The organism is Serratia sp. BW106, assembly GCF_002607755.1.
GTDB lineage: Bacteria > Pseudomonadota > Gammaproteobacteria > Enterobacterales > Enterobacteriaceae > Serratia > Serratia proteamaculans.
Window position 1 is genome coordinate 114769 of record NZ_MCGS01000021.1, and the last position, 24092, is coordinate 138860.

Genomic DNA, 24092 nt, shown 5'->3' on the forward strand with positions numbered 1-24092 from the left:
GCTAAAGGATGCCCAACGCCATGTATCAACCCGCTTCATTTCGTGATGACTGCCTGGAAAGCCAAATTGCGCTGGTTCGTGCCCACCCGCTGGGCATGTTAATCAGCCAGGGTGAGCAGGGACTGGTAGCCGACCCGCTGCCGTTTTTGATTGACGCCGATGAGCAGGGAAACGTGGTGCTGCGGGCGCACCTGTCCCGCGCCAATCCCCACTGGGCGTTGTTACAGAAGGTGCAGGAATGCCTGGTGATATTTCAGGGGCCAGAGGGATATATCTCGCCCGGCTGGTATGAAACCAAGCGTCAGACCGGCAAGGTGGTGCCGACCTGGAATTACAGCGTGGTACAACTGCACGGCGTGCCCAGGGTAACGGAGGACGCGGGCTGGTTGCGGCAACAGCTGGAAGGATTGACAGCATTGCAGGAAGGACGTCAGCCTGAACCCTGGCGCATCGACGACGCCCCGGCCCATTACATTGCTGCGCAAATCAAGGGCATTGTCGGCATCGAGATCGCTGTGTCTCGCCGTGAAGGCAAAGGGAAGATGAGCCAGAACCGCAGCGCCGAAGACGTTGACGGGGTGATCGCCGCGCTGCGTGCCGGTGACGCAGATCAGCAACGACTGGCGGATGAGGTTGAGCGGCGGCGTGGATAAGGTATGCTGAACCCAGACTGAATCAGGGGAACGCAGACGATGGATTACACCAAAATTATCAAAGAAATAGGCCGTGGCAAGAACCATGCGCGCGATCTGGACCGGGAAACCGCCTTTCAGCTCTATCAAAAGATGCTGGCCGGTGAAGTGGGCGAGCTGGAACTGGGTGGCATCCTGATTGCCATGCGCATCAAAGGGGAAGCCGAAGAGGAAATGCTCGGTTTTTACCAGGCGATGCAGCAGCAGGTGATGTGTCTGCAGGCACCACAAGGGCGGCCGATGCCGGTGGTGTTGCCGAGCTATAACGGTGCGCGCAAACAGGCGAACCTGACGCCGCTGCTGGCGCTGTTGCTCAAGCGTGTCGGTCTGCCGGTCGTGGTGCATGGCGTGTTGGATGACAGCACCCGCATCACCAGTGCCGAAACCTTCCAGGCATTGGGCCTGCCCTGGTCGCAAGACGCCGCCGATGCCCAACAGCGTCTGGATCAGGGTGAAGCGGTGTTTATCCCGGTTTCAGCCTTGTCTGCACCTCTGGATCGTCAGCTTGGTATGCGTTGGCGCATGGGGGTACGCAACAGTGCCCATACGTTGGCCAAACTGGCCACGCCGTTTGGCGGACAGGATGTGTTGCGTATCGCCAGCGTGTCGCACCCGGAATACGTTGGCCGTGTGGCCTCGTTTTTCCGCCAGATCGGCGCCCGCGGGTTGTTGATGCACGGCACCGAAGGCGAGGCCTACGCCAATCCGCAGCGTTGCCCGCAGATCCATTACATCGTTAACGGCGAGCAGCAGGTGCTGCTGGAGCGGCCGGGGCAGGACGAAACGCCGGATCTGCCGGCAGCAAAAGATGCCGAGACCACCGCACGCTGGATCGAACGTTGCCTGGCGGGGGAAGTGGCAATCCCACTGGCAATTCAGCGCCAGATTGCCTGCTGTTTGCTGGCTACCGGTGAAGTCGGCAGCCTGGAGCAGGGACTGGAGCGTTTACGCAGCGCGTAAAACCCATCGTCTATACTGGAATACTTCGCGAATCGGCTGAAAGGATGGTTATGCAACAGGCTCTCGATTACTTCAATCAATTGAATCAGGATTACCTTGAGGTTCACCGCACCAAAGAAGATCTGTTCTGGCAGAACTATATGGGCACTGGCGGTGACGATGTTTCTGCACGCTTCTCGGCGGCGGAAAGCGCCTATAAACGCTTTATCGCTGAGCCGCGTCGATTGGCGGAGATCCGTCAGTTGCTCGCCGGGCTGGAAGTGCTGCCGCAGGATGCGCAGCGCGACGCCTTGCAACACGGGCTGAACGGCTGGCTGCGTTTCTTTGACTGTAACGCCATTGAAGATGCTGAGGCCCAGACGCTGCTGGATCACATCATCAGCGCCGAAGCGGACCTTTATACCCGGCGCAAGGCCAACCCGGTCAGCCATCTGAATGCCGCCGGGCAGCGGGTGAACGCCTCGCTTGGCGAACTGCTGACCAATCAGGCCACCAATGAGAATGAAGACTATCGCCGGAGTTCGCAGCATGCGTTGCGTGAGCTGGAGCAGTGGCTGCTGCATAACGGCCTGCCGGAGCTGATTAGCCTGCGCAACCGCTTTGCACGCCAGATGGGCTTTCGTAACTATTTCGACTACAAGGTCAATAAAACCGAGCGCATGACGCCGGAGCAGCTGTTCGCCATTCTGGATCGCTTCGAACAGCAAACCCGTGAAGCCAATGCACGCAGCCTGCAGCAGTTGGCGGCGCAGAAGGGCGAGCAGGCGCTGGAGCCCTGGAACCTGCGCTTTGCCAGCGCCGGTGACGTGACCCGCCAACTGGATCCTTACTTCCCGTTCGCCCAGTCGCTTGAGCGTTGGATCAACAGCTTCAAGCGGCTGCACATCGGTTTTCGCGGTGCGCAGATGGATCTCGATCTGTTGGTGCGTGAGGGCAAGTATGAAAATGGCTTTATGCATGGGCCGGTGCCGCCGTTTATCCAGCAGGGGAAATGGCTGCCGGCACGGATTAACTTCACCAGTCTGGCGCAGCCGGATCAGGTGGGCAGTGGCGCTCAGGGGTTGAATACGCTGTTCCACGAGGGCGGTCACGCCGCTCATTTCGCCAATATCTGCCAGAACGCCCCCTGTTTCTCGCAGGAGTTCCCGCCGACGTCTATGGCCTATGCCGAAACCCAGTCGATGTTCTGCGACAGCCTGCTGGACGACGCCGATTGGCTGAAACGCTATGCGAAAAACGCCGCCGGCGAGCCGGTACCGGATGCGCTGATTGAGGCCAGCATTGCTGCGCGTCAGCCGATGCGTGCGTTCAACGAGCGCCATATTCTGCTGGTGCCGTACTTTGAATGGGCGTTATATCAGTGGGATGAACAGCAGTGCACGCCGGAGGCGATTACCGCGCTGGCGCGTAAGGTTGAGCACAAAATACTGGGCATCAGCGGCAGCCCGCGCCCGACGCTGGCAATCCCGCATTTGTTGTCGCTGGAGTCGGCCTGTTCCTATCAGGGCTATCTGTTGGCGCTGATGGCGGTCGAACAGACGCGCCACTTCTTCTTGCAGCGTGACGGTTACCTCACCGATAACCCGGCGATTGGCCCGGACCTGGCGCGCCACTACTGGCTGCCGGGTAACGGTGTCAGTCACGATGAGACGCTACGCAGCCTGACCGGCGAAGGCTTTAATCCGGACTATCTGGCGCAGGCTTGTAACCAGACGGTGGCACAGGCGTGGCAGGATGCGCAGCAGGCCATCACGGCAGCGGCTGCCCGGCCTCAACCGGCGGCAGACTTCGATCTGGCGGCGCATATCCGCGTGGTAGACGGCGAGCAGGTGCTGGCGGATAACGCCGAAGGTGACGAAAAGATGTGTCGTGATTTCGCTGCGGCGATTAACGCGCGTCTGGTCTGAATCCCATGAGAAAAGCCCGCCAATAACGCGTATCAGCGGGCTTTTTATCAAAAATATGAGGTCACTCAGCGCTTTTGCGCATCCGGCCGGGTCAGATCGAAACGGTGCAGTTCCGAGATGCCATAGTAAGCGGTCGGGCCCCCTGCACGCAGAATAGGCTCGGCGGCGGCGGTTTGATAGACGCCATGTTCGTCCAGCAGTGCGGGATCGATATGCACCGCCACCACTTCCCCCAGTATCAGCCAGGTTTCCACTTTTTCGCCGCCGGCACTTTGCAACTGAATGCATTGCGACAGGCGACATTCAAAGTTCACCGGGCTTTCCGCTACGCGTTCGGCCTTCACCCGACGGCTGGGTAATGGTGTCACACCGGCAAAAGCGAATTCATCTTCCCCGCGTGCCAGGCTGGCGGAGCTGTTATTCATGGCATCGGCCAATGGGCGAGTCGCCAGGTTCCAGACAAACTCCCCGGTCTCGACGATGTTCGCCACGCTGTCTTTCCAGCCGGTGCTGGCGAAGCCGATGATCGGTGGGCGGTAATTGAAGCAGTTGAAAAAGCTGTAGGGTGCCAGGTTGCGCTGGCCAGTGACGCTGACCGATGAGATCCAACCGATGGGGCGCGGGCCGACGATGGCGTTTAGCGGATCATGCGGCAAACCATGCCCTGCGGCGGGTTCATAGTAATAACGGGACTCACTGCTCATAGGTGACCTGAGATAGGGAAACGGAGCTTTTATTCTGACGCGTTTCCCGTCGTCTGCAAGTTTGCCGCTGCTTTATGGTATCTTACGCGCCAGAAATACCTTTAAGAGAGCCCGTCACGGTGGAAAAAAAGAAAAGCTTCCCGCAGCAGAAAAGCGGACTGCACCCGCGTAACCGTCATCGCTCACGCTATGATTTCCCGGCGCTGATCGCCAGTTGCCCGGGGCTGGAGCCGTTCGTCAAGCCGAACGCCTGGGGCGATATCTCGGTCGATTTTGCCGATCCGGCGGCGGTTAAAATGCTCAACCGTGCGTTGCTGCAACATTTTTATGGTATCGAGCATTGGGACATTCCTGCCGATTACCTGTGCCCGCCGATCCCTGGGCGCTCCGATTACCTGCACCATTTGGCTGACCTGCTGGCGACCAGCAACGACGGTGAGATCCCGCGCGGTAAAGGCGTGGCGATCCTCGATGTAGGCATTGGTGCCAACTGCATTTATCCGATCATTGGCCTGCGCGAGTACGGCTGGCGTTTTACCGGTTCGGAGATTGACCCGGTATCGCTTAATTCGGCCAAAATGATCGTCGAAATGAACCCGACGTTGAGAAACAGCGTGCGTCTGCGCCTGCAAAAACAGCCGGAGTTTATCTTTAACGGCATTATCGGTGTGGCTGAGAAGTTTGATGCCACGCTGTGTAACCCGCCATTCCACGGTTCCGAACAGGAATCGCAGGCCAGCACCCGTCGCAAACTGCACAAGCTGGGCAAAGGCGAAGTGGCCGACAAGCCGGTACAGAATTTCGGTGGCAAAAATAACGAGCTTTGGTGTGAAGGCGGCGAAGAAGCCTTTGTGCGTAAAATGGTAGAGGAAAGCGTCAGCAAGGCGCAGAACTGCCTGTGGTTCACCTCGCTGATTTCCAAACACACTACTTTGCCATCGATTTATCACGCGCTGAAGCTGGCGGGTGCGGCCGAAGTGCGTACCATTGAGATGGCGCAGGGGCAAAAGATCAGCCGTTTCGTTGCCTGGACCTTCCATGACGCAGAACAGCAGGCCGCCTGGGCGGCAGAACGCTGGCGTTAATTTCCCCGGCGCCGGTTATTTAACCGGCGCCAATAATACTTTGCGTTTTCCTTTCAATTTCTTCAACTTGCGTTATTCTCAATGCGGTTGTCACTAATAAAAATCCTGACTTAATTATTTATTAAAAAAATAATAGTCACCTTGCTAAATTGATATATTTACCCCGGTTAGCGTTATCTGTCTGGAGAATAAGGCCTGCCCGTTTCTCCGGCTGATGCGCGCCTGCGTGTGGGCGCGGCGTGCAGAAAAATAAAATGAAAAGCATTTGTTCGCTAAATCATCTGCCAGAAGGATCTTCACCCTATGCTGTTACGATTCAGTCAGTTAAATCCCCACAGCCGCGCGGAGCTAAACGCGATAGAAAATGCCGTTGCCATGATTGTCTTTAATCCGGATGGTACCGTGCTGCGCGTCAACGACTTATTTTTGCAGACCATGAAATTCCAGCGTCAGGAAGTGCTCGGTCAACATCACCGTATTTTCTGCGATCCACAATACGCCGAGAGTACGGCGTATCGTAAACACTGGGATATGCTAAATCATGGCAAACCTATCACCGACAATATAAAACGGATTTGCAAAGACGGTGAAACCGTATGGTTGCAGGGGACCTATACTCCGGTTTTGAACAAGCAGGGGCGGGTGGTGGAGATCGTCAAGATCGCCAGCGTGGTGACAGAGCGTATTACCCAGGCGCAGGAACATCAGAGTTTATTGGCCGCGCTAAATAGATCCATGGCGATGATCACTTTCAACGCACAGGGAAAGATCCTCGATGCTAATGACAATATGTTGAATTTAATGGGCTATCGGCTGGAGGAAGCGCGCGGGCAGTCGCATGCAGTGCTTTGCCCGCCGGAGTTTGCCGCCTCCGACGATTATCGCCAACACTGGCAGCGTCTTGCGCGTGGCGAATTTATCACCGGGCGCTTTGAACGCGTAAACCGTCGCGGGGAACGGGTCTGGCTGGAAGCCAGCTATAACCCGATCCTCGACGAGGAAGGGCGGTTGGTGAAAGTGGTGAAGATCGCTCAGGACATCACCCAATTGATGATTCAGCAACAGCACGAGGAAGAGATGGTACGTAATGCGCATCATCTTTCCCTGGATACCGACCGGACCGCTGCGCAGGGGGCGGTGATCGTGCAGCAGGCGGTGGCCGGCATGCAGCAGGTGGAAGCGGCTGCGCGGGATACTTCGGCGGTGGTTAGCGAACTGGGTAACGGCTCGCAACAGATAGGCACCATGGTGGAGGCGATCCGTAAAATTGCCGCCCAGACCAATCTGCTGGCAATTAATGCCTCTATCGAGGCGGCACATGCGGGGGAGCACGGGCGAGGGTTTGCCGTGGTCGCTAACGAGGTGCGTACTCTGGCAGAGCAGTCTCGTCAGGCGGCAACCGAAATTGAGCGCATCACCAAAGCGATTCAACAGGGCGTGACGGCGGCGATTGCCGGAATGGCGGTGTGCGTGGAACAGGCGGGTGGCGGCGTAGCGCTGACGCATGATGCCGGGGAAGTGATCAATCAGGTGAATGTTGGCATGCAGGATGTGGTCAGGCTGATGCAGACATTTGCTTCGGTGAAACAGACCGAGGCACTGCACTGAGACTTGTGACGCTAACTCCTGCCGGGGCTAGCGTCTTTTTTCACTCAGCTTGTTTGGTTGCCGACTCTTGCGAGCCCGGAGCATATGAAAGCTGCATGGCCTGCTGTGGCATGGCGATATCGGCCTGGTCAAAATGCATTTTTACCAGACGGTCGAGCGCATACTGCACCACCCATTGTTTCAGCGCCTGGGTACGCACGGTCACCCGGGTGGTGAAGGAACGGTCACCCAGTGCCACCACGCCATTGAATACCGGTTCACCCACCAGGAAGTGCTTCACCTGCTCGTCCTGTTTCAGCGCGTCTACCGCCTGATGCAGTACCTCATGAACATGGTCTATGTCTTCATCACGGCTCACGCTGTAGTTGGCGCGATATACGCCAAATTCGCGGGCATAGTTGGCCAGCGTGGTGATAGAAGAGAAGGGCACGATGTGATACACACCGTAGTCGTCCCGCAGGCCGATCGAACGGATGGTCATGCGTTCCACCGTGCCGGTAATGCCACTGACGGTGACATATTCGCCGGTATTCATGCCGTTCTCGAACTGGATGAAGACGCCGGTGATCACGTCTTTCACCAGCGTTTGCGCACCAAAGCTGATGGCCAGGCCCAGAGCCCCGGCACCGGCCAACAGGGGCGCAATGTTAATCCCTACCTGTGACAGCACAATCATGATGGTAATGGTACTGATCACGATGGCCAGCACGTTGCGAAACAGCGTCAGCAAGGTGCGTTCACGCGCGCTTGGGCGGATGCCATTATTCAGTTCCAACGCCAGCCGGTGTTCGATAATGCTGGCCATCAGCGTCCAGCTGAAGACGGCGACCACCATAATCAGCAGGATATGTACCAGTCCACCAATGATTTTTTCGCCGTTCTCGCTACCGGCCCACTGATACAGATTGATCAGGTGCCAGGCGTCAAACAACAGCAGTGTTACCGCCAGCACCACCATCACCCGCAGTATCTTCAAGCCATTGGGGATATAAGAATTAATGCGCCGCTCCAGCATCGGGTAGCGCCGGTTGACGTCATCCGGCAGTGAAATGCGACGGAAAATCCAACGGGTCAGCATGCCGGAAAGCAAAGCACCGACGCCGATAACCACCAGACTTTTCACCGTTGCGGTCATCATAAAGCGCAGGCTGTTACCGATATCAAACTGTGACAGCGCAAATAACACCAGGAAATAAGCGATGGCCAGCAGGTGCCAGACATGGCCCAGCCCACGCAGAATGATGCTGAAGAATGCCATGGATCGTTCTGCCAGCAGGTTAATCTGTTGTTGTATCGGTTTGCGATTACGCAGGATCAGCGCCACTGCATATAGCGTCAGCGCCAGCATGATCGCCAGGTTAGCCGCTGCCGCCGCCGGGTAGCTGATTTGTGTCGCGACCACCGGCACCACCACCATCAGGCCGTAACCAATCAGGCCGCTAAGCCAGGCGAGGCGTTTGTTCCAGTAATGGGCGCTGGCATCGCTAAATGCAAAGGGACGCAGATAATCAAAGTCAGGCGAAAAAATCAGTCGCAACACGGCTTTGAAGAATTCGATAACCGCGAAGGCGCTGAGAAACAGAGTTTGCAAGCGCAGGATAGTCGCGCTGTCGGCATTAACATGGCGGGCAAACAGGTTACCCGCAGCCAGTGCCAGTACCAGTACCAGCAGATCGACGGCGAAGGCCCCGAGGATCGCCGTTGGCAGCTTATACCAAGGCCCCTGCTGCAGTTTGGCGTTGTGGCCCCAGCTACCCATCCGCTTGTACAGCGGGCGGATCAGCCGCCGGATCAGATGGAACAGGGCGAAGGTGGCCGCGACCGTCAGCAGAAAATAACCCAAGGCTCGGAAAAAACTGTCGGGATTAAAGGTGCGTTTGGGTCCGGAGTCGATCAGCTTTTGCAGCGAGTTTAACCGCTGGTTGACCGTGCTGATGCCCCCTTGCGCCAAACTGCTCAGGTTGTCGCTCAGCGACTCGGGCGTTTCTGACGCGGCGGGTTTCGTCTGGGTCTTGGGCGATTCATCTGCCGCCTGTCTGAGGTGGTCGATCAGCGTGGCGCGGGCTTTGTCGTCCTGCAGAATATCAGCCAGTGCGGTGTAGGAAGCCTTTTGCTGGTCGGTCTGGTCGCTGGCCGCGGTATTCTGCGCGGGTTGCGCCATCGCCAACGGGGAAGCGGTGCAGGTGACCAGCAGCAGTAGCAGGGGGAACCAACGTTCTCGCAGATGAGAACCGAATCGGGAGCATGCGGTTGCGGGCATTTATCCTCTCTTGGGGCTCTGTAAATCGGCGGATTGATACAAATGTTAATAAAAACAAGCAATATAGTAGGAAATGATACGAGGCGGGGAGTGGGAACGCGTGCTAAATAGAAACGGCGGGCGCAGAGTACGCCCGCCGTTGAACAGGATAAATCAGGAAACGTGCTGCAGGAACTCTTTCAAGCGTGGGCTTGGCGGGTTGTTGATCAACTCATGAGGATTGCCGTCTTCCGCAATCCGTCCCTTATCGATAAAGATCAGACGTGACGCCACTTTTTCGGCAAAGCCGACTTCGTGGGTGACAATCACCATGGTCATGCCTTCTTCCGCCAGATCCTGCATCACCTTCAGCACTTCATGGCGCAGTTCCGGGTCAAGCGCGGAGGTCGGTTCATCGAACAGCATCATTTTCGGCTTCACCGCCAGCGCACGGGCGATAGCCACGCGCTGCTGTTGGCCGCCGGAAAGCTCTGAAGGATAGTGGTGCGCACGCTCAGCCAGGCCCACTTTGGCCAGCAGGTCACGTGCCAGCTTTTCCGCATCCGACTTTTTCAGTCCACGCACGCGAATGGGGCCAAAGGCGACGTTTTCCAGCGCGGTCAGGTGTGGGAACAGGTAGAACTGTTGGAACACCATGCCGGCTTCCTGACGGATCAGCCGATCGTCAACCTTGGGATCGTTAGCTTTCAGCCCGTCGACGATCAGATCGCCGCTGGTGATCTCTTCCAGCTTGTTGATGCAGCGCAGCAGTGTGGATTTGCCGGAGCCGGAAGGCCCGATAATCACTACCACTTCACCCTGGTTAATTTTCAGGTCGATATTGTGCAGCACCTGGGTTTGCCCAAAATGCTTGGAGACGTTTTTAAATTCAATCACAGGATTTTCATCCTTCTTTCCAGACGACGCAGCACGAAGCTCAGCACCAGAGTAATAATCAGATAAATAACCGCCACGGCGCTCCAGATTTCCAGCGCGCGGAAGTTACCGGCAATAATCTCCTGGCCCTGACGGGTCAGTTCCGCCACGCCGATCACGATAAACAGCGAGGTGTCTTTAATGCTGATGATCCACTGGTTACCCAGCGGTGGCAGCATGCGGCGCAGCGCCAACGGCATGATGACATAGCGGATGGTTTCGCGGCGTGACAGGCCCAGTGCCAGGCCTGCTTCACGGAAACCGCTATGAATTGACAGCACGGCGCCACGGGTAATTTCCGCAATATAGGCACCGGAGTTGATCATAATGGTGACCACCGCTGCGCTGAACGGGTCAATGCGTAAATCGTTGAACGCCATCGGCAGGGCGAAGTAGATAAACATCACCTGCACCACGATCGGCGTGCCACGGATAACTTCAATGAATACCAGAGCCACGTGGTTGGCAATCCAACCGCCGTAGGTTCGGGCAAAGCCGGCCACCAGGCCAATGATCAGGCCGCCAATCAGACCGAGGACCGAAATCCACAGGGTCATTTTGGCGCCTTCTAACAGGATGGGGATGGCGGGCCAGATGGCGCTCCAGTCGAACTGCATGGTGTTTTCTCCCGGTGATCCCAAACGTGGGAATCAGATACAACAAAGCGCAGGGGTTAAGACACCACCCCTGTGCTCAAGTGAATCAGTGACTGACTTCATCCGTTATTTAGGTTCGGTACCGAACCATTTTTTGTAGATTTCGTTGTAGGTCCCGTTGTCGCGCAGCGTTTTCAGCGCGCCATTGACCTTCACACGCAGCTCGTCACTGCCTTTAGGGAAGGCGATGCCGTATTGCTGGGCTTCCAGTGATTCACCGACGGTTTTGAATTTGCCGGCGCCGGCAGTCTTGATGAAGTACAAGATATTTGGCGTGTCGTGCAGTACCGCGTCAGCGCGCTTGGTGCCCAGTTCCATATAGGCGTTATCGATGTTCGGGAACTGACGCAGGTCTTTGGTTTTGATGTGTTGTTTGGCGTAATCAACGGAACCGGTGCCGCTCTTCACCGCCACCACTTTACCGTTCAGGTCGTCAATGCCCTTGATGCTGTTGTCGTTGGCATTCACCATCACCAGCAGGCCGCTTTTGTAGTAGCCGTCGGAGAACTCGATGGCCTTTTTACGTTCTTCGGTAATGGTAATACCGGCCAGCGCCAGATCGATGTTTTTGGTTTGCAGTGCCGGGATGATACCGCTGAAGTCCATTGGTTTCAGGGTGTAATCCAGTTTCAGTTCTTTGGCGATAGCGGCCCACAGGTCGATATCGAAGCCGACATATTTGTCGCCTTGCTTAAACTCAAAAGGAACGAATGCGGTGTCGGTGGCGACGACCAGTTTGTCTGCTGCGTGGGAGCTTACGGCAAAGGCCAACGAAAGTGCGGCCAGGGAGACTTTAAAAATTGACTTCATGAGAGGAATTTCCTGTACAGGTTGCGGATTACCCATTTTTTATATTGCAGTTGGTGCCATGAAAAAATCGTGCCATGTTTTCAACTACTATAAAAACAAAGAGTTAGGCTATGATGTTGTGTTTGAAGATCGAATTATTATTTTTATGCACTTTATTGGGGCCCCAAAATAGTGCTTTGAGTGACCTGTTGGTGCAGTCGTCTATCATTAACCAAATAATGGTGCTGAAACAACCGATAGTTAACCATTTCGCTTCAATACTGATAACTAACTCTAACTTTTGTGCAGCAAGGGTGTTGCATCTGGTGCAGGAATGTTCAGTCAAAAAGGGCGGAAAGGCTTTTAGCCCATCAGCTTAACGCAGTTGGCTGTCTTTGCTGCCGCGGCGGTTATATAAGCTGCTAGCCGCCTGTTTTTTATCCAGCTCGGTTTGGCAGGCCAGGCAATAGCGCACGCCTTGCAGCGCTTGCCGACGCGCCAAAGGAATTTCTTCCCCGCACTCCTGACAATAATGCTCACTTTCGCCGTGGCCCAGCGCCTGTCTGGCACGCTGTACGGCATCATCCACGGTGGAATCGATTTGATCTTGCACGGCACCTTCTGCCGCCCATCCGCTTGCCATGGTCACCTCACTGTTGTGGCGCCGCCCGCCGTCTGATTTATCTACTATGGGCGGTTTTTTGAGCAATTCAAGCCGCGCAAAAAGAAAAACAGGCTGGGGCAAAGCCCGCAGCCTGTTCAGTCCCGCGATGCGGGCCGTTTTGATTGCTTTTAGCAGGGTTTATTCGATGTTGGATTCGATAAACCACAGGAATTTGTCCAGATCGCGGGATGCCGCGGTGAACATATCCGCCGTATCTTCATCTTCCACTTCAGTGATGGCCTTGCGAATGTCATTGGCCACCGCACCGTAACGATCGGCCAGCGCTTTCAGGTGTTCCTGTACGCTATGGATATTGGTCGGATAGCTTTTCAGCGGGGTTTTATCGTTCACTACCTGCACGGTGCCCAAGGCGACGCCACCCAACTGCACGATGCGCTCGGCAAAAGTATCCTGATGATCGATAATCGCCGTACGGAACCCGTCCAGCATCTCATGAACGGCAATAAAGTTAGCGCCACGCATGTTCCAGTGGGCCTGTTTGGTGATCAGTGACAGGTCGATAAACTGGATAACCTGACGGTTCAGCGCCTTGATGGCGTCCAGCTTGGTTTTTTCGTCCATGTCATTGCGAGTGTAAAGCAGCTCAGAAGATTTCGTTTTCACCAGTTTAGCGGTACTCATATCAGATCTCCTCTTGTTGTGGCATTGTCCTATTTTGGTTCGGGAATAATTATAGCAATGACAGGGATTTTTGCAGGACGAAAATGGCTATTGGATAAATAGGGAGTAACGAATTGAAAATGTGATTTAACAGGCGTAGAGTGATTGGGTTAAATTTAACTGATTGAATTTTAATTTAATTTTTTATTTCCTTTTGTAATATTTTATAAACCGATTTTATTATCATCCTTATTATTGTTTCAATCGGATGAAGCTGTGCTTTAAATTTAAAGGTCAATTGTAGAAATAGCCGTTAATTCATATTGATAGGCCAATGACATCTCCGCTAAGATATTCTGCCCTTATTTCAGAACCCGATGCCAATGAAAATCAACGTCGTTGGAACCAGTGGCAGTGGCAAAAGCACCCTGGCACGTCAGTTGGCGCAAACACTTGCGTTGCCCCATATCGAGTTGGACAAGCTGTTTTGGCGGTCAGATTGGCAAGGCACACCCGATGATGTGTTCTTGGTGCGAGTCGCAGAGGTACTGGCCGAGGCGGAAAGCGGCTGGGTGCTTGACGGCAACTATAGCCGAACCAAAGCGGTCAAGTGGAATGGCGTCGATTGGGTGGTGTGGGTGGATTATGGTTTCTGCCGTACGCTGTTTCAGGCAGTGCGGCGTGCCGCCACACGTGCATGGTCCGGTACCGAGTTGTGGGCGGGCACCGGCAATCGTGAAAGTTTCCGCCGTTCTTTTTTCAGCCGCGATTCAATTGTGCTGTGGACCCTCAAGACCTACCGTAAAAACCGGGTCGGCTATCTGGCTGACATGAGCAATCCCCGCTATCAGCATATCCGCTTTATCCGGCTGCGCTCACCTGGGCAAACCAGTGAGTTTATTCGCGATTTGTCCCGGCATTAAAGCGTGCCACGAGAAAGCCGGCCATTTCGACCGGCTGGCTGTTTACAGCAACAGGGTGTAATGCACTTTCATCACCGCTATTTTGATCAGCATCGGCGCGTTCAACTGACAACCGATTTGATGCGGCTCATGGGGGAAAAATATGGCGTACATGCCGGGAAACATCGTCAGCGTCTGACGATGGCGGTGGATATCCAACAGCTGCAAATCCTGAACTTCGTCATAGGGCAATTCGCTTTGCCAGTCACCCGGCATGCCGTAATCAATACGTTCTTCACCGCTGATTAACAGATGGATATCGGCATATTCCTGATGCAGCTCTGCGCGCCGGGTTTCCGCCAACCCGGTGGTTAGCGTCATCACGTCCATAAAGATCTTTTCACCGTCGATCTCATGCCGCCCGAGCGCCAGCTCAGGCAGATCGTATTGACGAAGGGTGGTGAGAGTTTCGATCAGTATCGGTGACAGCCCACGGCCATAGCGTGGGTTAAACAGAGTGTTATAAATCACTTTAATTCTCCATGTGGTGAACCCTGCCGGGTCCGGTTCCATAAAAACGTGGGGGGTACTGCGCGGAAAAGTATGCCTGTTTGCCAGTATGAAAACAGTTAACCCGCCTGCATTCCGCTTTTGGCAAATGCAGGCGTTACCGATCCTCAGGACAGATTTTCGATTTGTGGTTTTGGCTTGATGGTCAGGGTGGCACCCATGGAGGCTGCGATGATCGCTGCCAGTGCCAGCCATTGCACCGTGGTCAGGTGTTCATTAAGGAACAGCATGCCGGAAAGCGCCGCCAGCGCCGGCTCAAGGCTCATCAGGGTGCCGAAGGTCCGCGCCGGAATTTTCGGCAGAGCGATAATTTCTAATGAGTAGGGCAGTGCGGTAGACAAAATGGCCACCGCCAGTGCGACGGGCAGGATATCAATATTCAGCAGGGCGCTACCGGCTTGCCAGGCACCAATCGGGCAGAATACCACGGCGGCAATCAGCGAACCGACCGCCACGGTGCCTGGCCCGTGGTCGCCGCCGGCTTTTTGGCCGCAGATAATATAGACCGCCCAACAGGCACCGGCACCCAGCGCGCAGGCCGCCCCAAAGGGATCGATGCTGCCCATGTCATGGCTCAGAGGCAACAGGAACCACAAGCCGGCGATCGCCAATGCGACCCACAAGAAGTCTATTGGGCGGCGTGACGAGAACATGGCGACCGCCAACGGCCCGGTGAATTCCAGTGCGACGGCGATGCCTAGCGGTAGGGTACGCAAAGAAAGATAGAACAGGTAGTTCATCGCCCCCAGCGCCAGGCCGTAGATAAACAGCGGCAAACGGCTGCCGGCGGCGAAGCGCATGCGCCACGGACGGAAGATAATAAACAGGATCAGCGTACCGATACTCAGGCGCAGTGTGGTGATACCTTCAGCACCGACCAGCGGGAACAGGCTTTTGGCCAGCGAGGCACCGGTCTGGATCGATACCATGGCAATAATCAATAAACAGATAGGCACCAGCGTGGAGGACGCTTTAGTGGTTGCAGACGAGGACATCCTTTAGAGCCTTTTATGCGTTTCCCATAACCTGGGAAGACTGTCGTTTTTTGGATGACGGCAGTGTAAATGAAATGAGGTAAATGTGTCTGAGAAAAGCTTATGCAGCGGAGAAAAGTGCCAGCTTCAGGGCAGTGATCTGGTTTTTATGCTCAAAAAATGCGCTTTTTTTAAGAATCATCTGGATATTAAATAGGTGATTGTTGTCACAGAAACGCGTAGAATGCGGCTCGAAAATAGAGCGAAAAGAAGAAGATACACTGTTCTTGAAATCTAATGTTACACGATATAAAGCATTAGACACTCATTTTAAGGCAGAGTTTCACGCTAATTTTTGCTATATTTTCAAAGCATGAACAAATGGATTTACTTAAAAATATAACGCGTTTGAGGTGGTTATGAAAAAAATTGCATGTCTTTCCGCAGTAGCAGCCTGTGTATTAGCAGTAACCGCAGGTACCGCATTCGCTGGCCAGAGCACCGTTTCTGCTGGTTATGCGCAGGGTGATCTCCAAGGCGTTGCTAACAAGGCCGACGGTTTCAACCTGAAGTACCGTTACGAATTCGACAACAACCCACTGGGTGTGATCGGTTCCTTTACCCACGTGGAAAAGAACGGTTCTGAGAACGGTTACTACGGTAAAGCTCAGTACAACTCTATCACTGCCGGTCCAGCTTACCGCTTCAATGACTGGGCAAGCATCTACGGTGTGGTTGGTGTTGGCTACGGCAAAAACATCGACAATGCTCAGAACGGTTCCGACCGTAACGGCAGCAGCGACTACGGCTTCACCTACGGTGCTGGCCTGCAGTTCAACCCAATCCAGGACGTTGCTCTGGATGTAGGTTACGAGCAGAGCCGTATCCGCAGTGTTGACGTTGGTATCTGGAGCGTTGGCGTAGGCTACCGTTTCTAAGATTTCTCCACGCCTGCGGGCGTGAGCATGTGGCGCAGTTAGCCGCATCAGATAAAAATCCGCCTTCGGGCGGATTTTTTTTGCCTGTTATTCAGCAACCTTCACTTGCCCAACTTTTGCCCCGGCTCTGACGAAAAGCGCGCGCTGCGGGCATCTCGTTCATAACCCTGCGGCTGGGTAAGAATACCGTATAGTGCCGGTCGGCGGCCGTGGATCCAGCGGCGTCCGGTGCTGAGTGGGATCAGCGACAGGTCAAGTTCGGCCGTGACCATCTGATTTTCTGCCGCCCAGGTTTCCGCCAGAATACGGCCGTAAGGGTCGAGGATCATCGCGTTGCCGGTTCGCACCTCATCGTCATCACGCCCTACGCCGTTACTGAATAAAACGAACAAACCATTGTCATGTGCGCGTGCCGGTAGCCAGCGCAACAGCCAGCCGCGGCCATGTTCGCCTCGAAACGCCGCCTCAATTGCCGCCGGGTTTTCCTGCCGACGTTGCCAGATTTCCAGCGGGATCGGCTTCATGCCGTGCGGGCTACGTGAATGCGTTCCCCCCGTTTGATGCGGTGCCAGTAGCACCTCCGCCCCCAGCAGTGCGGTTGCCCGCACGTTTTCCACCAGGTTATTGTCCCAACAGATTAATACTCCCATCCGCACACCCCATGGGGTATCAAACACGGTGAAACTGTCGCCACTGGCTATCGCCGGGTGCTCAAAGGCGTGCAGTTTACGGTGCACGTGAAGTTTGCCGTCGGGCAGGCAAACAGCGTAGGCATTGTAATATTTTCCGTCTTCACCCTGTTCAATCAGCCCAACACCGATCGCCATGTTATAGCGCTCCGCCAGCGGACGAATACGCGCCAGTGAAGGGCTGGCGGCTATCGGTTCCGCCAGTGCGCCAATTTCGCCGGCGCTGAGGTGTCGAACGTGCCAATAGCCGGTAATGCACATCTCCGGGAAGGTCAGCACTTGGATTTGTTCGGTGGCGGCGCGGGCGATAAAGCCCTCAATCACCGACAGGTTGTAGTTTTTATCGTTGGCGCGATGCTGAAACTGCACCGTTGCGGCACGCAGAGAGCTTGTCATGGGATCACCTTTGGCTGTTGTCTGGCGTTGATTACAGCAAAGCTATTGATTACTGTATAATCAATTAAATTCCTTATTTGATAACTAAACGGAATGGATATTCGACAACTACGCGCCTTTGTGGTGCTGGCTGAACAGGGTAATTATCGCCTGGCGGCGGAGCGGCTGTGTATCACCCAGCCGGCGCTGAGCAAACAGATCCAGGCGCTGGAAGCGCTGCTTGGTGCCCGCTTGTTTAACCGTGGCCGCCAGGGAGCACAACTCACCGCCAGCGGACAGCGGCTTTATCCCGAAGCCCAGACGCTGGTTGGCCAGCACCTGCAGTTTCAACAGCGCGCCTTGCAGATCGTGCAAGGGGAAGCGGGGCGGTTGGCGATGGGGTTCGGGCTGTCCAGTTTTCACCTGGCACCGCAGCTGGTTGCTGCCTTCCGCCAACGTTTTCCTGAGGTTGCCGTGGGGCTGGAGGATCTGCCTTCGGAGCGGCAGTATCAATTGTTATTGCAGGGTGAGTTGCAGGTGGGGTTCGTACGGCTACCGGTCAGCACGCCGCTACGGGCCGCCGCGCTGCTGAGCGATCACTTGGTGCTGGCCGCCCCCGCCGCGTTGGCGCTGAAGGCGGAAACGATCATCGGGCAATTCAATACTCTGCCGCTGCTGCAGTTGACGCCGAAACGCGGACGCGGTTTGAGCGAACAGTCGCTGCGCTTTATTGCTGCCCATCAACTGACACCCAACGTAGTGCAACAGGCCGGGGATATCCAGACGCTGCTGGCGCTGGTCGCCGCCGGCATTGGCGTTGCCCTGTTGCCGCACAGCGTCAGCCATATTGCCCCGGCGGGCATCGATATTCTGCCGCTGAGCGGCGAACAGACTGAGTGGCAAGTCGGTATTGCCTGGAACCCGCAGCAGGCTGACGCACTGCGGGATAATTTTATCCAGGTTGCGCTGGCTACGGCGTCGGTGAGTTAATACCCCGGCTTACAGCGGGCAATGCATCACCAGAATAGGGCTTTGATGGTACTCGCTGCGGCGGCTTTCGCTAAAACCGACCTTCTTCGCCAGCGCCACTGAAGGCTGGTTTTCCGGTGAAATAATGCAGACCGTCTTATCACCCGGTAAATGCTCTTTCCCCCAGGCCAAAGCCGCCCGCAGCGCTTCGGTGGCATAGCCTTTGCCCTGCGCCGATGTCACCAGCGTCCAGCCCATCTCTGGGGCGTCGAGCGCCGGGGTGATATGGCGTTGGAAGTCGGAAAAACCGATGCCGCCGAGGTAAGCGCCGCTGACTTTATCGCGCACGGCCCAATAGCCATACCCTAACAGCGCCCAGTGACCCACGTAACGCATCAGGCGGCCCCAGGAGTCTTCCCGGTCTCTCGGCGTGCCGCCGATATAGCGCACCACTTCAGGATCGGCCCACATGGCGGCCAATGAATCAAAGTCGTCCAGCGTGTGGGCATCCAGGCGTAAACGTTCGGTGAGCAACTGCGGGGCGGTGGTGATAAGGGTCATTATTTTTTTCCTGCACAGAGCCAAAAGGTTCTGTGCAGTATGCCAGAGAAATTACACCGCCAGCCACAGCAACCAGGTGAACAGGAAGCCACTGAGGCCGAGGATAGTGGTCAGCACCGTCCAGGTTTTCAGGCCATCAGCCACTGAAAGACCGAGGTATTTGGTGACGATCCAGAAGCCGGAATCATTTACGTGCGATAACCCCAGCCCGCCAAAGCAGGTAGCGAGAGTCACCAACACCAGTTGCAGATGATTCAGTCCACTGACCGCTTCCGACAATAAGCCGCCGGTCGTCAGGATCGCCACGGTGGCGGACCCTTGTGAGGCACGCAGGGCCAGCGAGATGATAAATGCCGCCGGGATCAACGGCAGGCCGATGGTGGTCAAAACGTCCGCCAATGCCTTGCCCACGCCCGATTCAACCAGCACTTTGCCGAACACCCCACCGGCACCGGTCACCAGGATCACCACGGCGGCAGTGGGCAGCGCGCCACCCATCACGTCGCTGGTGTGTTGCAGGCTCCAGCCACGACGAATCGCCAGGAAATAGAACGCCAACAGCAGGGCGATCATCAGTGCTACCGCTGGGGAACCGATCAACGATAGCGTGTCGCGCAGCGCTGAACCTGGCTCAAGCAAGGTGGCGGAAACGGTGCCCAGCATAATAATCGCGATGGGAATGACGATCAGTGCGGCCACCAGCCAGGCACCGGGTGGATTAATGCGATCGCTTAACGGCGCTTTGCCTTCCGGGGCCGGTTCTGGCGCTGCCAGCTGCAACTGTTCCAGCACTTCAATCGATAACGGGTAAGCCTTACGGTTCAGCCATTTGGCTGTGAAGTAGCCGATAACGCCGACCGGAATACAGATCGCCAGGCCAATAATGGTCAGCCAGCCAATGTCGGCGTTCAGTAACCCGGCAGCGGCCACCGGGCCAGGGTGCGGCGGCAGTGCGACGTGTACCGTCAGCATCACACCGGCCATTGGCAGGCCAAATTTCAGCGGTGAAACCTTGGCCACCTTGGCAAAGCCATAGATGATCGGTGCCAGGATGATAAAGCCGACGTCGAAGAACACCGGAATGCCGAGAATAAACGCGGCGATGGTCAGTGCAGCCACGGTACGTTTCGGCCCTAACGCCTTGCTGAAGCGCTGGGCCAGCGACTCGGCACCGCCGGAATGCTCGATCATTCTGCCGAGCATGGCGCCCAGACCGATGATGATGGTCACCGAGCCCAGCACGCCGCCCATCCCGGCGGTCATCACTTTCATCACTTCACCGGTCGGAATGCCACTGGCCAGCGCCACCAGCAGGCTGACCACCAGCAAGGCGACAAACGGCTGGATCTTGGCTTTGATCACCATCAGCAGGAGCAGCACTACACCTAATACGGCAATCATCAAAAGCATAGAAGTCGACATGGGATAGCCTTTAATCGGGTAAGAGTCAGGCACCGCGATCGCCGGTTGGCGATACGGGTGCGTTTAATTTTTATGTTGTTGCTGTGCAGGTTGGGTTGGTTAGTCCGTTACAGGTAAGGCCTTATCCAACCCAGTCCGGCGCGGGTATCGCCCCGGGGTTTGTACTCACAACCAATCCAGCCGCTATAACCGAGGCGGTCCAGTTGGGCGAACAGCCAGGGATAATTCAGTTCGCCGTCGTCCGGTTCATGGCGATCCGGTACCGAGGCGATCTGAATATGGGCGTAGCGCCCGGCCAGTGCGGTCATCAGGCCGCTGATATTGCCGTCTACCAACTGCGCATGGAAAAAATCGAACTGGATAAAGACGTTCGGGCGATCGACGGCTTCGACCAGTTTTGCTGCCTGATGCTGGCTGGAGAACAGATAGTTGGGCTTTACCTGCGGGCTGAGCGCTTCGATCAGCACCTTGATACCGTGTTTGGCGAAGCTGTCGGCGGCGTAGCGGATATTGCTGATAAAGGTATCGCGGTAGCGCTGCCCGTCTTCGCCAGGCGGCACCACACCGGCCATGACGTGTACGCTGGGGCAGTTCAGCGCGATAGCGTAAGCCAGCGCGCGGTCGATATCGGCCCGTGCAGCCTGTTCGCGGCCAGGTACGGCCGTCAGCCCCCATTCACCGGCATCGGCATTGCCGGGCGCGGTATTGAACAGCACCTGCTGCAGGCCGTTATGGCGCAACTTTTCAGCCAACAGCTCGGCCGGATAGTCATAGGGGAACAGAAACTCCACCGCGCTAAACCCTGCGGCGGCTGCGGCCTCGAACCGCTCCAGGAACGGCAGTTCGGTAAACATCATCGATAAATTGGCAGCAAATTTAGGCATGATTCAGCTCCGTAGCTCGGCAATCTCATCATCAGTCAAATAACGAATTGGGCGCTCGCCGAGGGTGAAAATCAGCTTCGCCGCATCTTCCATCTCTTCAGTGTTGTCTGCCGCCGCTCGCAGATCCTTACCCGTGACGACCGGGCCGTGATTGGCCAGTAAGAAAGCGCGGTGGGTCGGTGCCAGTTTGGCCAGATCCTCCGCCAGCCGCAGGTCGCCGGGCCGGTAGTAAGGCACTACCGGCACCTTGCCGACCCGCATCACCACATAAGGGGTGAAGGGTTTGATGGCGTTCTTCACATCCAGCCCTTGCAGGCAGGACAGGGCGGTAAGATAAGTACAATGCAGGTGCACCACGGCTTTGCACTCCGGGTTATTCAGATACAGCGCCCGGTGGAAGCTGATCTCTTTTGACGGTTTATCCCCGGACAACCATTCGCCGCTCAGGCTGACCTTCGACAGTCGATCGGCCTGCAGTTCACCCAGACAGGAACCGGTGGGGGTGGCCAGTAACGTGCCGTCCGCCAACAACAGCGAAAGATTGCCGGCAGAACCGGTGGCGTAACCGCGCTGGAAGAACGAGGCCCCCAGGCGCACCATTTCCTCACGTGCCTGCTGTTCTGTGGTCAGTGTCATAGGGGGAACTCCGTTTGTGCCCGGGCGAAAAAGTTCTCATCGCCAAAGTTGCCCGATTTGAGGGCCAGTGAAACCGGTTGATCGATGGCCCGCACCCAGGGCACGCCGGGAGAAATGCAGGGACCAATGTGGAAACCGCGAATGCCCAGTGCCTGAGTCACTACGCCAGAGGTCTCGCCGCCGGCAACGATAAAACGATTGAAACCTTGCTGCCGGAGCTGTTCAACCACCCCGGCGAACAGCGATTCTACCGCCTGGCTGGCAGCGGCCATACCGTATTGCTGTTGCACCTGTCGCAATTTTTCCGGCTCGGCGGTGGCGTACAGCAATGGAGCCAGTGGGCCGTTAGCCTGCTGTTGCACCCAGTCGGTCAGTTCGGTGACGTAAGCCGCGCGGTCGTCATCGTTAAGGCAACGGGCCACGTCGATAGCTTTGGCAGCCGCCTGCTGACGGTATCGCGTCACCTGTTGATTGGTCATGATGGAGCAGGAGCCGGACAACACCACTGCCTTTTCCCCCTGTGGTGCCCCGGCCGCCTGTGGGCTGCCTTGCCCCGGTTGTGCCCATTGACGAGCCAGGCCGATCGCCAGACCGGAGCCCCCGGTCACCAGCTTCATATTTTTTAGTGCTGCACCCTGAGTCAGCAAATGCTGTTCATTCAGCGTATCCAGCACGGCGTACCTTATGCCTTGTTGCGCCAACTGCCGCAGCTTTTCGGCCACCGTTTCGACACCTCGATCCATTTCTGTTGCCGTCACCAGTCCGCAGCGTCCCTGAGCCTGCGCTTCCATCAGCCGCAGCAGGTTACTGTCGGTCATTGGTGTCACCGGGTGGTTGCGCATACCGGATTCTGACAACAACTGATCCAATACGAACAGATAGCCCTGATACACGGTGCGGCCGTTGACCGGCAGTGCCGGAGAGATCACCGTTTGGCTTTCGCCCAATGCATCAAGTAACGCATCGGTCACCGGGCCGATATTGCCCTGCGCGGTGCTGTCGAAGGTCGAACAATACTTGAAGTAAAATTGCCGACAGCCCTGGCGTTGCAGCCAGGCCAGCGCTTGTAACGACTGTTCAACCGCCTGTGCCGCCGGGCAGGAGCGTGACTTCAGGCTGATGACCACCGCCTGCGCTTCGAGCGGTAGTTCATCCTGCGGCACGCCGTTCAACTGTACCGTCGACAGCCCGTTTTCCACCAAAAAGCTGGCAATGTCGGTGGCCCCGGTAAAATCATCTGCAATAACGCCGAGCAGCATTATGCGTTCTCCTTCTTTTGCGGCAGGTCGATACCGGCGAAGATCTTGATCACCGCGCTGTCGTCTTCTTTACCGAAACCGGCGTTGCTGGCGGCGGTAAACATATTGAAAGCGGTAGAAGCCAGCGGCAGCGGGAAATGCAGCGCTTTGGCGGTATCCGCTACCAGCCCCAGATCCTTCACGAAGATATCAACCGCCGATTTAGGCGCATAGTCCCCGTCGACCACGTGGCGCATGCGGTTCTCGAACATCCATGAGTTACCGGCGGCGTGGGTGACCACATCGTACATCACGTCCAGCGGGATACCGGCGCGGGCGGCCAGCGCCATGGCCTCGGCCCCGGCGGCGATATGCACCCCGGCCAGCAATTGGTGGATGATTTTCACCGTGGCCCCCAGGCCAATCTCTTCGCCAATGCGATAGACCTTGCCGGCAATGGCGTCCAGTACCGGCTGCAACTGGCCGAAAGTAGACTCAGCGCCGGAGGCCATCACCGTCATCTGGCCTTCTGCGGCCTTGGCGGCGCCACCGGAAACCGGGGCGTCCAACATGTTCAGCCCCAGCGCCAGTAACTGTTGTTCAATCTGTTTGGCATCGGCGGCGGAAATGGTGGAAGACACCATCACCGGCGTGTTTGGCTTCAGCTTCGCTGCCAGGCCGTTCTCACCAAACAGGATCTGTTTCACCTGTGCGGCGTTGACCACCAGCAGTAACAAGGCATCGAGTTCGGCAGCGAAGTCGTCTGCACGGGTGGCCGCTTGTTTTGCTCCGGCCTGTTGCAAGGTGGCCAGCGCCTGCGGATTAAGATCGACGCCGTAAGTGGTCAGTCCGGCATTAATGCACGACTTCGCTGCCCCCATGCCCATCGAACCTAGTCCTACGATGCAAACTGCAAAATCCCCTGGCTGTGTCATGCGGCACCTCGTGTTAATTTTAGTGATAATTTGTTTTGTTGTGTTAAATGTAAGCGCTTGTTGGTCCGAAGTCAGCGATCGGCATCACAATTATTAACAGTTGTTGTTTCAGGCTTATATCAGATAAAAGAGCTAGAA

At 56.2% G+C, this 24092-nt stretch carries 24 protein-coding genes; 8 read left to right on the plus strand and 16 right to left on the minus strand.

Annotation, left to right across the window (positions count from 1 at the left end; all coding sequences use genetic code 11):
* The first annotated feature begins 20 nt into the window (after positions 1-20).
* From BEI65_RS15130 to BEI65_RS15140, 3 genes are read left to right on the plus strand one after another with little or no spacing between them, the layout of a single operon-like run.
* Positions 21-653 (plus strand): FMN-binding negative transcriptional regulator, encoded by a 633-nt coding sequence (locus tag BEI65_RS15130; protein WP_099064037.1) that lies wholly within the window; start codon positions 21-23, stop codon positions 651-653.
* Positions 654-692: 39 nt separating this feature from the next.
* The gene (ybiB, locus tag BEI65_RS15135; RefSeq protein WP_099064038.1) at positions 693-1652 is read left to right on the plus strand and encodes a DNA-binding protein YbiB; all 960 of its coding nucleotides are present in this window, start codon (positions 693-695) and stop codon (positions 1650-1652) included.
* A 50-nt stretch (positions 1653-1702) separates the two neighbouring features.
* Entirely contained in the window at positions 1703-3559 is a 1857-nt protein-coding gene (locus BEI65_RS15140) for a M3 family metallopeptidase (protein WP_099064039.1), read from the plus strand.
* Between the two features lie 65 nt (positions 3560-3624).
* On the opposite strand, the gene BEI65_RS15145 is transcribed toward BEI65_RS15140, so the two are convergent.
* Positions 3625-4263 (minus strand): flavin reductase family protein, encoded by a 639-nt coding sequence (locus BEI65_RS15145; RefSeq protein WP_099064040.1) that lies wholly within the window; start codon positions 4261-4263, stop codon positions 3625-3627.
* A 119-nt stretch (positions 4264-4382) separates the two neighbouring features.
* Here BEI65_RS15145 and rlmF point away from each other — a divergent pair, with 119 nt between their 5' ends.
* Positions 4383-5348, plus strand: coding sequence for a 23S rRNA (adenine(1618)-N(6))-methyltransferase RlmF (gene rlmF / locus BEI65_RS15150; protein WP_170287984.1), 966 nt, complete (start codon positions 4383-4385; stop codon positions 5346-5348).
* 303 nt (positions 5349-5651) lie between these two features.
* Entirely contained in the window at positions 5652-6956 is a 1305-nt protein-coding gene (locus BEI65_RS15155; RefSeq protein ID WP_099064042.1) for a PAS domain-containing methyl-accepting chemotaxis protein, read from the plus strand.
* A gap of 40 nt (positions 6957-6996) precedes the next feature.
* On the opposite strand, the gene ybiO is transcribed toward BEI65_RS15155, so the two are convergent.
* The 6 genes from ybiO to dps all read right to left on the minus strand — a co-directional run bounded on the left by ybiO (position 6997) and on the right by dps (position 12882).
* On the minus strand, positions 6997-9216 hold the full coding sequence (gene ybiO, locus BEI65_RS15160) for a mechanosensitive channel protein (protein ID WP_099064043.1): 2220 nt from the start codon (positions 9214-9216) through the stop codon (positions 6997-6999).
* A gap of 153 nt (positions 9217-9369) precedes the next feature.
* Positions 9370-10092, minus strand: a complete 723-nt coding sequence (gene glnQ, locus BEI65_RS15165; protein ID WP_012005910.1) for a glutamine ABC transporter ATP-binding protein GlnQ — start codon at positions 10090-10092, stop codon at positions 9370-9372.
* Positions 10089-10748: a glutamine ABC transporter permease GlnP gene (glnP, locus tag BEI65_RS15170; protein ID WP_099064044.1), complete on the minus strand. Its 660-nt coding sequence runs from the start codon at positions 10746-10748 to the stop codon at positions 10089-10091. Before glnP ends, glnQ begins: the two co-directional genes overlap by 4 nt.
* A 105-nt stretch (positions 10749-10853) precedes the next feature.
* Positions 10854-11597, minus strand: a complete 744-nt coding sequence (gene glnH, locus BEI65_RS15175) for a glutamine ABC transporter substrate-binding protein GlnH (protein ID WP_085115857.1) — start codon at positions 11595-11597, stop codon at positions 10854-10856.
* Positions 11598-11952: 355 nt separating this feature from the next.
* Positions 11953-12219: a DksA/TraR family C4-type zinc finger protein gene (locus tag BEI65_RS15185; protein WP_099064186.1), complete on the minus strand. Its 267-nt coding sequence runs from the start codon at positions 12217-12219 to the stop codon at positions 11953-11955.
* Positions 12220-12378: 159 nt separating this feature from the next.
* A complete protein-coding gene (dps, locus tag BEI65_RS15190) occupies positions 12379-12882 on the minus strand; it encodes a DNA starvation/stationary phase protection protein Dps (RefSeq protein WP_099064045.1) in 504 nt (167 codons plus the stop codon).
* Positions 12883-13244: 362 nt separating this feature from the next.
* Here dps and BEI65_RS15195 point away from each other — a divergent pair, with 362 nt between their 5' ends.
* Positions 13245-13784: a shikimate kinase gene (locus BEI65_RS15195; RefSeq protein ID WP_099064046.1), complete on the plus strand. Its 540-nt coding sequence runs from the start codon at positions 13245-13247 to the stop codon at positions 13782-13784.
* A gap of 42 nt (positions 13785-13826) precedes the next feature.
* On the opposite strand, the gene nanQ is transcribed toward BEI65_RS15195, so the two are convergent.
* Complete coding sequence (nanQ, locus tag BEI65_RS15200; RefSeq protein WP_099064047.1) at positions 13827-14294, minus strand: N-acetylneuraminate anomerase; 468 nt, start codon at positions 14292-14294, stop codon at positions 13827-13829.
* 146 nt (positions 14295-14440) lie between these two features.
* A complete protein-coding gene (gene rhtA, locus BEI65_RS15205; protein ID WP_099064048.1) occupies positions 14441-15328 on the minus strand; it encodes a threonine/homoserine exporter RhtA in 888 nt (295 codons plus the stop codon).
* Between the two features lie 398 nt (positions 15329-15726).
* Between rhtA and ompX the strand changes: the two genes are divergently transcribed.
* Positions 15727-16245: an outer membrane protein OmpX gene (ompX, locus tag BEI65_RS15210; protein ID WP_012005917.1), complete on the plus strand. Its 519-nt coding sequence runs from the start codon at positions 15727-15729 to the stop codon at positions 16243-16245.
* Positions 16246-16346: 101 nt separating this feature from the next.
* On the opposite strand, the gene BEI65_RS15215 is transcribed toward ompX, so the two are convergent.
* Positions 16347-17330 (minus strand): nitrilase family protein, encoded by a 984-nt coding sequence (locus BEI65_RS15215; protein WP_099064049.1) that lies wholly within the window; start codon positions 17328-17330, stop codon positions 16347-16349.
* A 93-nt stretch (positions 17331-17423) separates the two neighbouring features.
* On the opposite strand from BEI65_RS15215, the gene BEI65_RS15220 reads away from it, so the two are divergent.
* Positions 17424-18299, plus strand: coding sequence for a LysR family transcriptional regulator (locus tag BEI65_RS15220; protein WP_099064050.1), 876 nt, complete (start codon positions 17424-17426; stop codon positions 18297-18299).
* Positions 18300-18308: 9 nt separating this feature from the next.
* On the opposite strand, the gene BEI65_RS15225 is transcribed toward BEI65_RS15220, so the two are convergent.
* From BEI65_RS15225 to ltnD, 6 genes are all read right to left on the minus strand, one after another.
* Positions 18309-18839 carry a GNAT family N-acetyltransferase gene (locus BEI65_RS15225; RefSeq protein ID WP_099064051.1) on the minus strand — a complete coding sequence of 177 codons (531 nt, stop codon included), beginning with the start codon at positions 18837-18839 and terminating at the stop codon, positions 18309-18311.
* Between the two features lie 51 nt (positions 18840-18890).
* Entirely contained in the window at positions 18891-20261 is a 1371-nt protein-coding gene (locus tag BEI65_RS15230) for a GntP family transporter (protein WP_099064052.1), read from the minus strand.
* Positions 20262-20368: 107 nt separating this feature from the next.
* On the minus strand, positions 20369-21145 hold the full coding sequence (locus tag BEI65_RS15235) for an HPr family phosphocarrier protein (RefSeq protein WP_099064053.1): 777 nt from the start codon (positions 21143-21145) through the stop codon (positions 20369-20371).
* 3 nt (positions 21146-21148) lie between these two features.
* Complete coding sequence (gene otnC / locus BEI65_RS15240; protein WP_099064054.1) at positions 21149-21781, minus strand: 3-oxo-tetronate 4-phosphate decarboxylase; 633 nt, start codon at positions 21779-21781, stop codon at positions 21149-21151.
* The gene (gene otnK, locus BEI65_RS15245; RefSeq protein WP_099064055.1) at positions 21778-23040 is read right to left on the minus strand and encodes a 3-oxo-tetronate kinase; all 1263 of its coding nucleotides are present in this window, start codon (positions 23038-23040) and stop codon (positions 21778-21780) included. The genes otnC and otnK overlap by 4 nt, the downstream gene beginning before the upstream one ends.
* Positions 23040-23954: an L-threonate dehydrogenase gene (gene ltnD / locus BEI65_RS15250; protein ID WP_099064056.1), complete on the minus strand. Its 915-nt coding sequence runs from the start codon at positions 23952-23954 to the stop codon at positions 23040-23042. Before ltnD ends, otnK begins: the two co-directional genes overlap by 1 nt.
* Positions 23955-24092 lie beyond the last annotated feature (138 nt).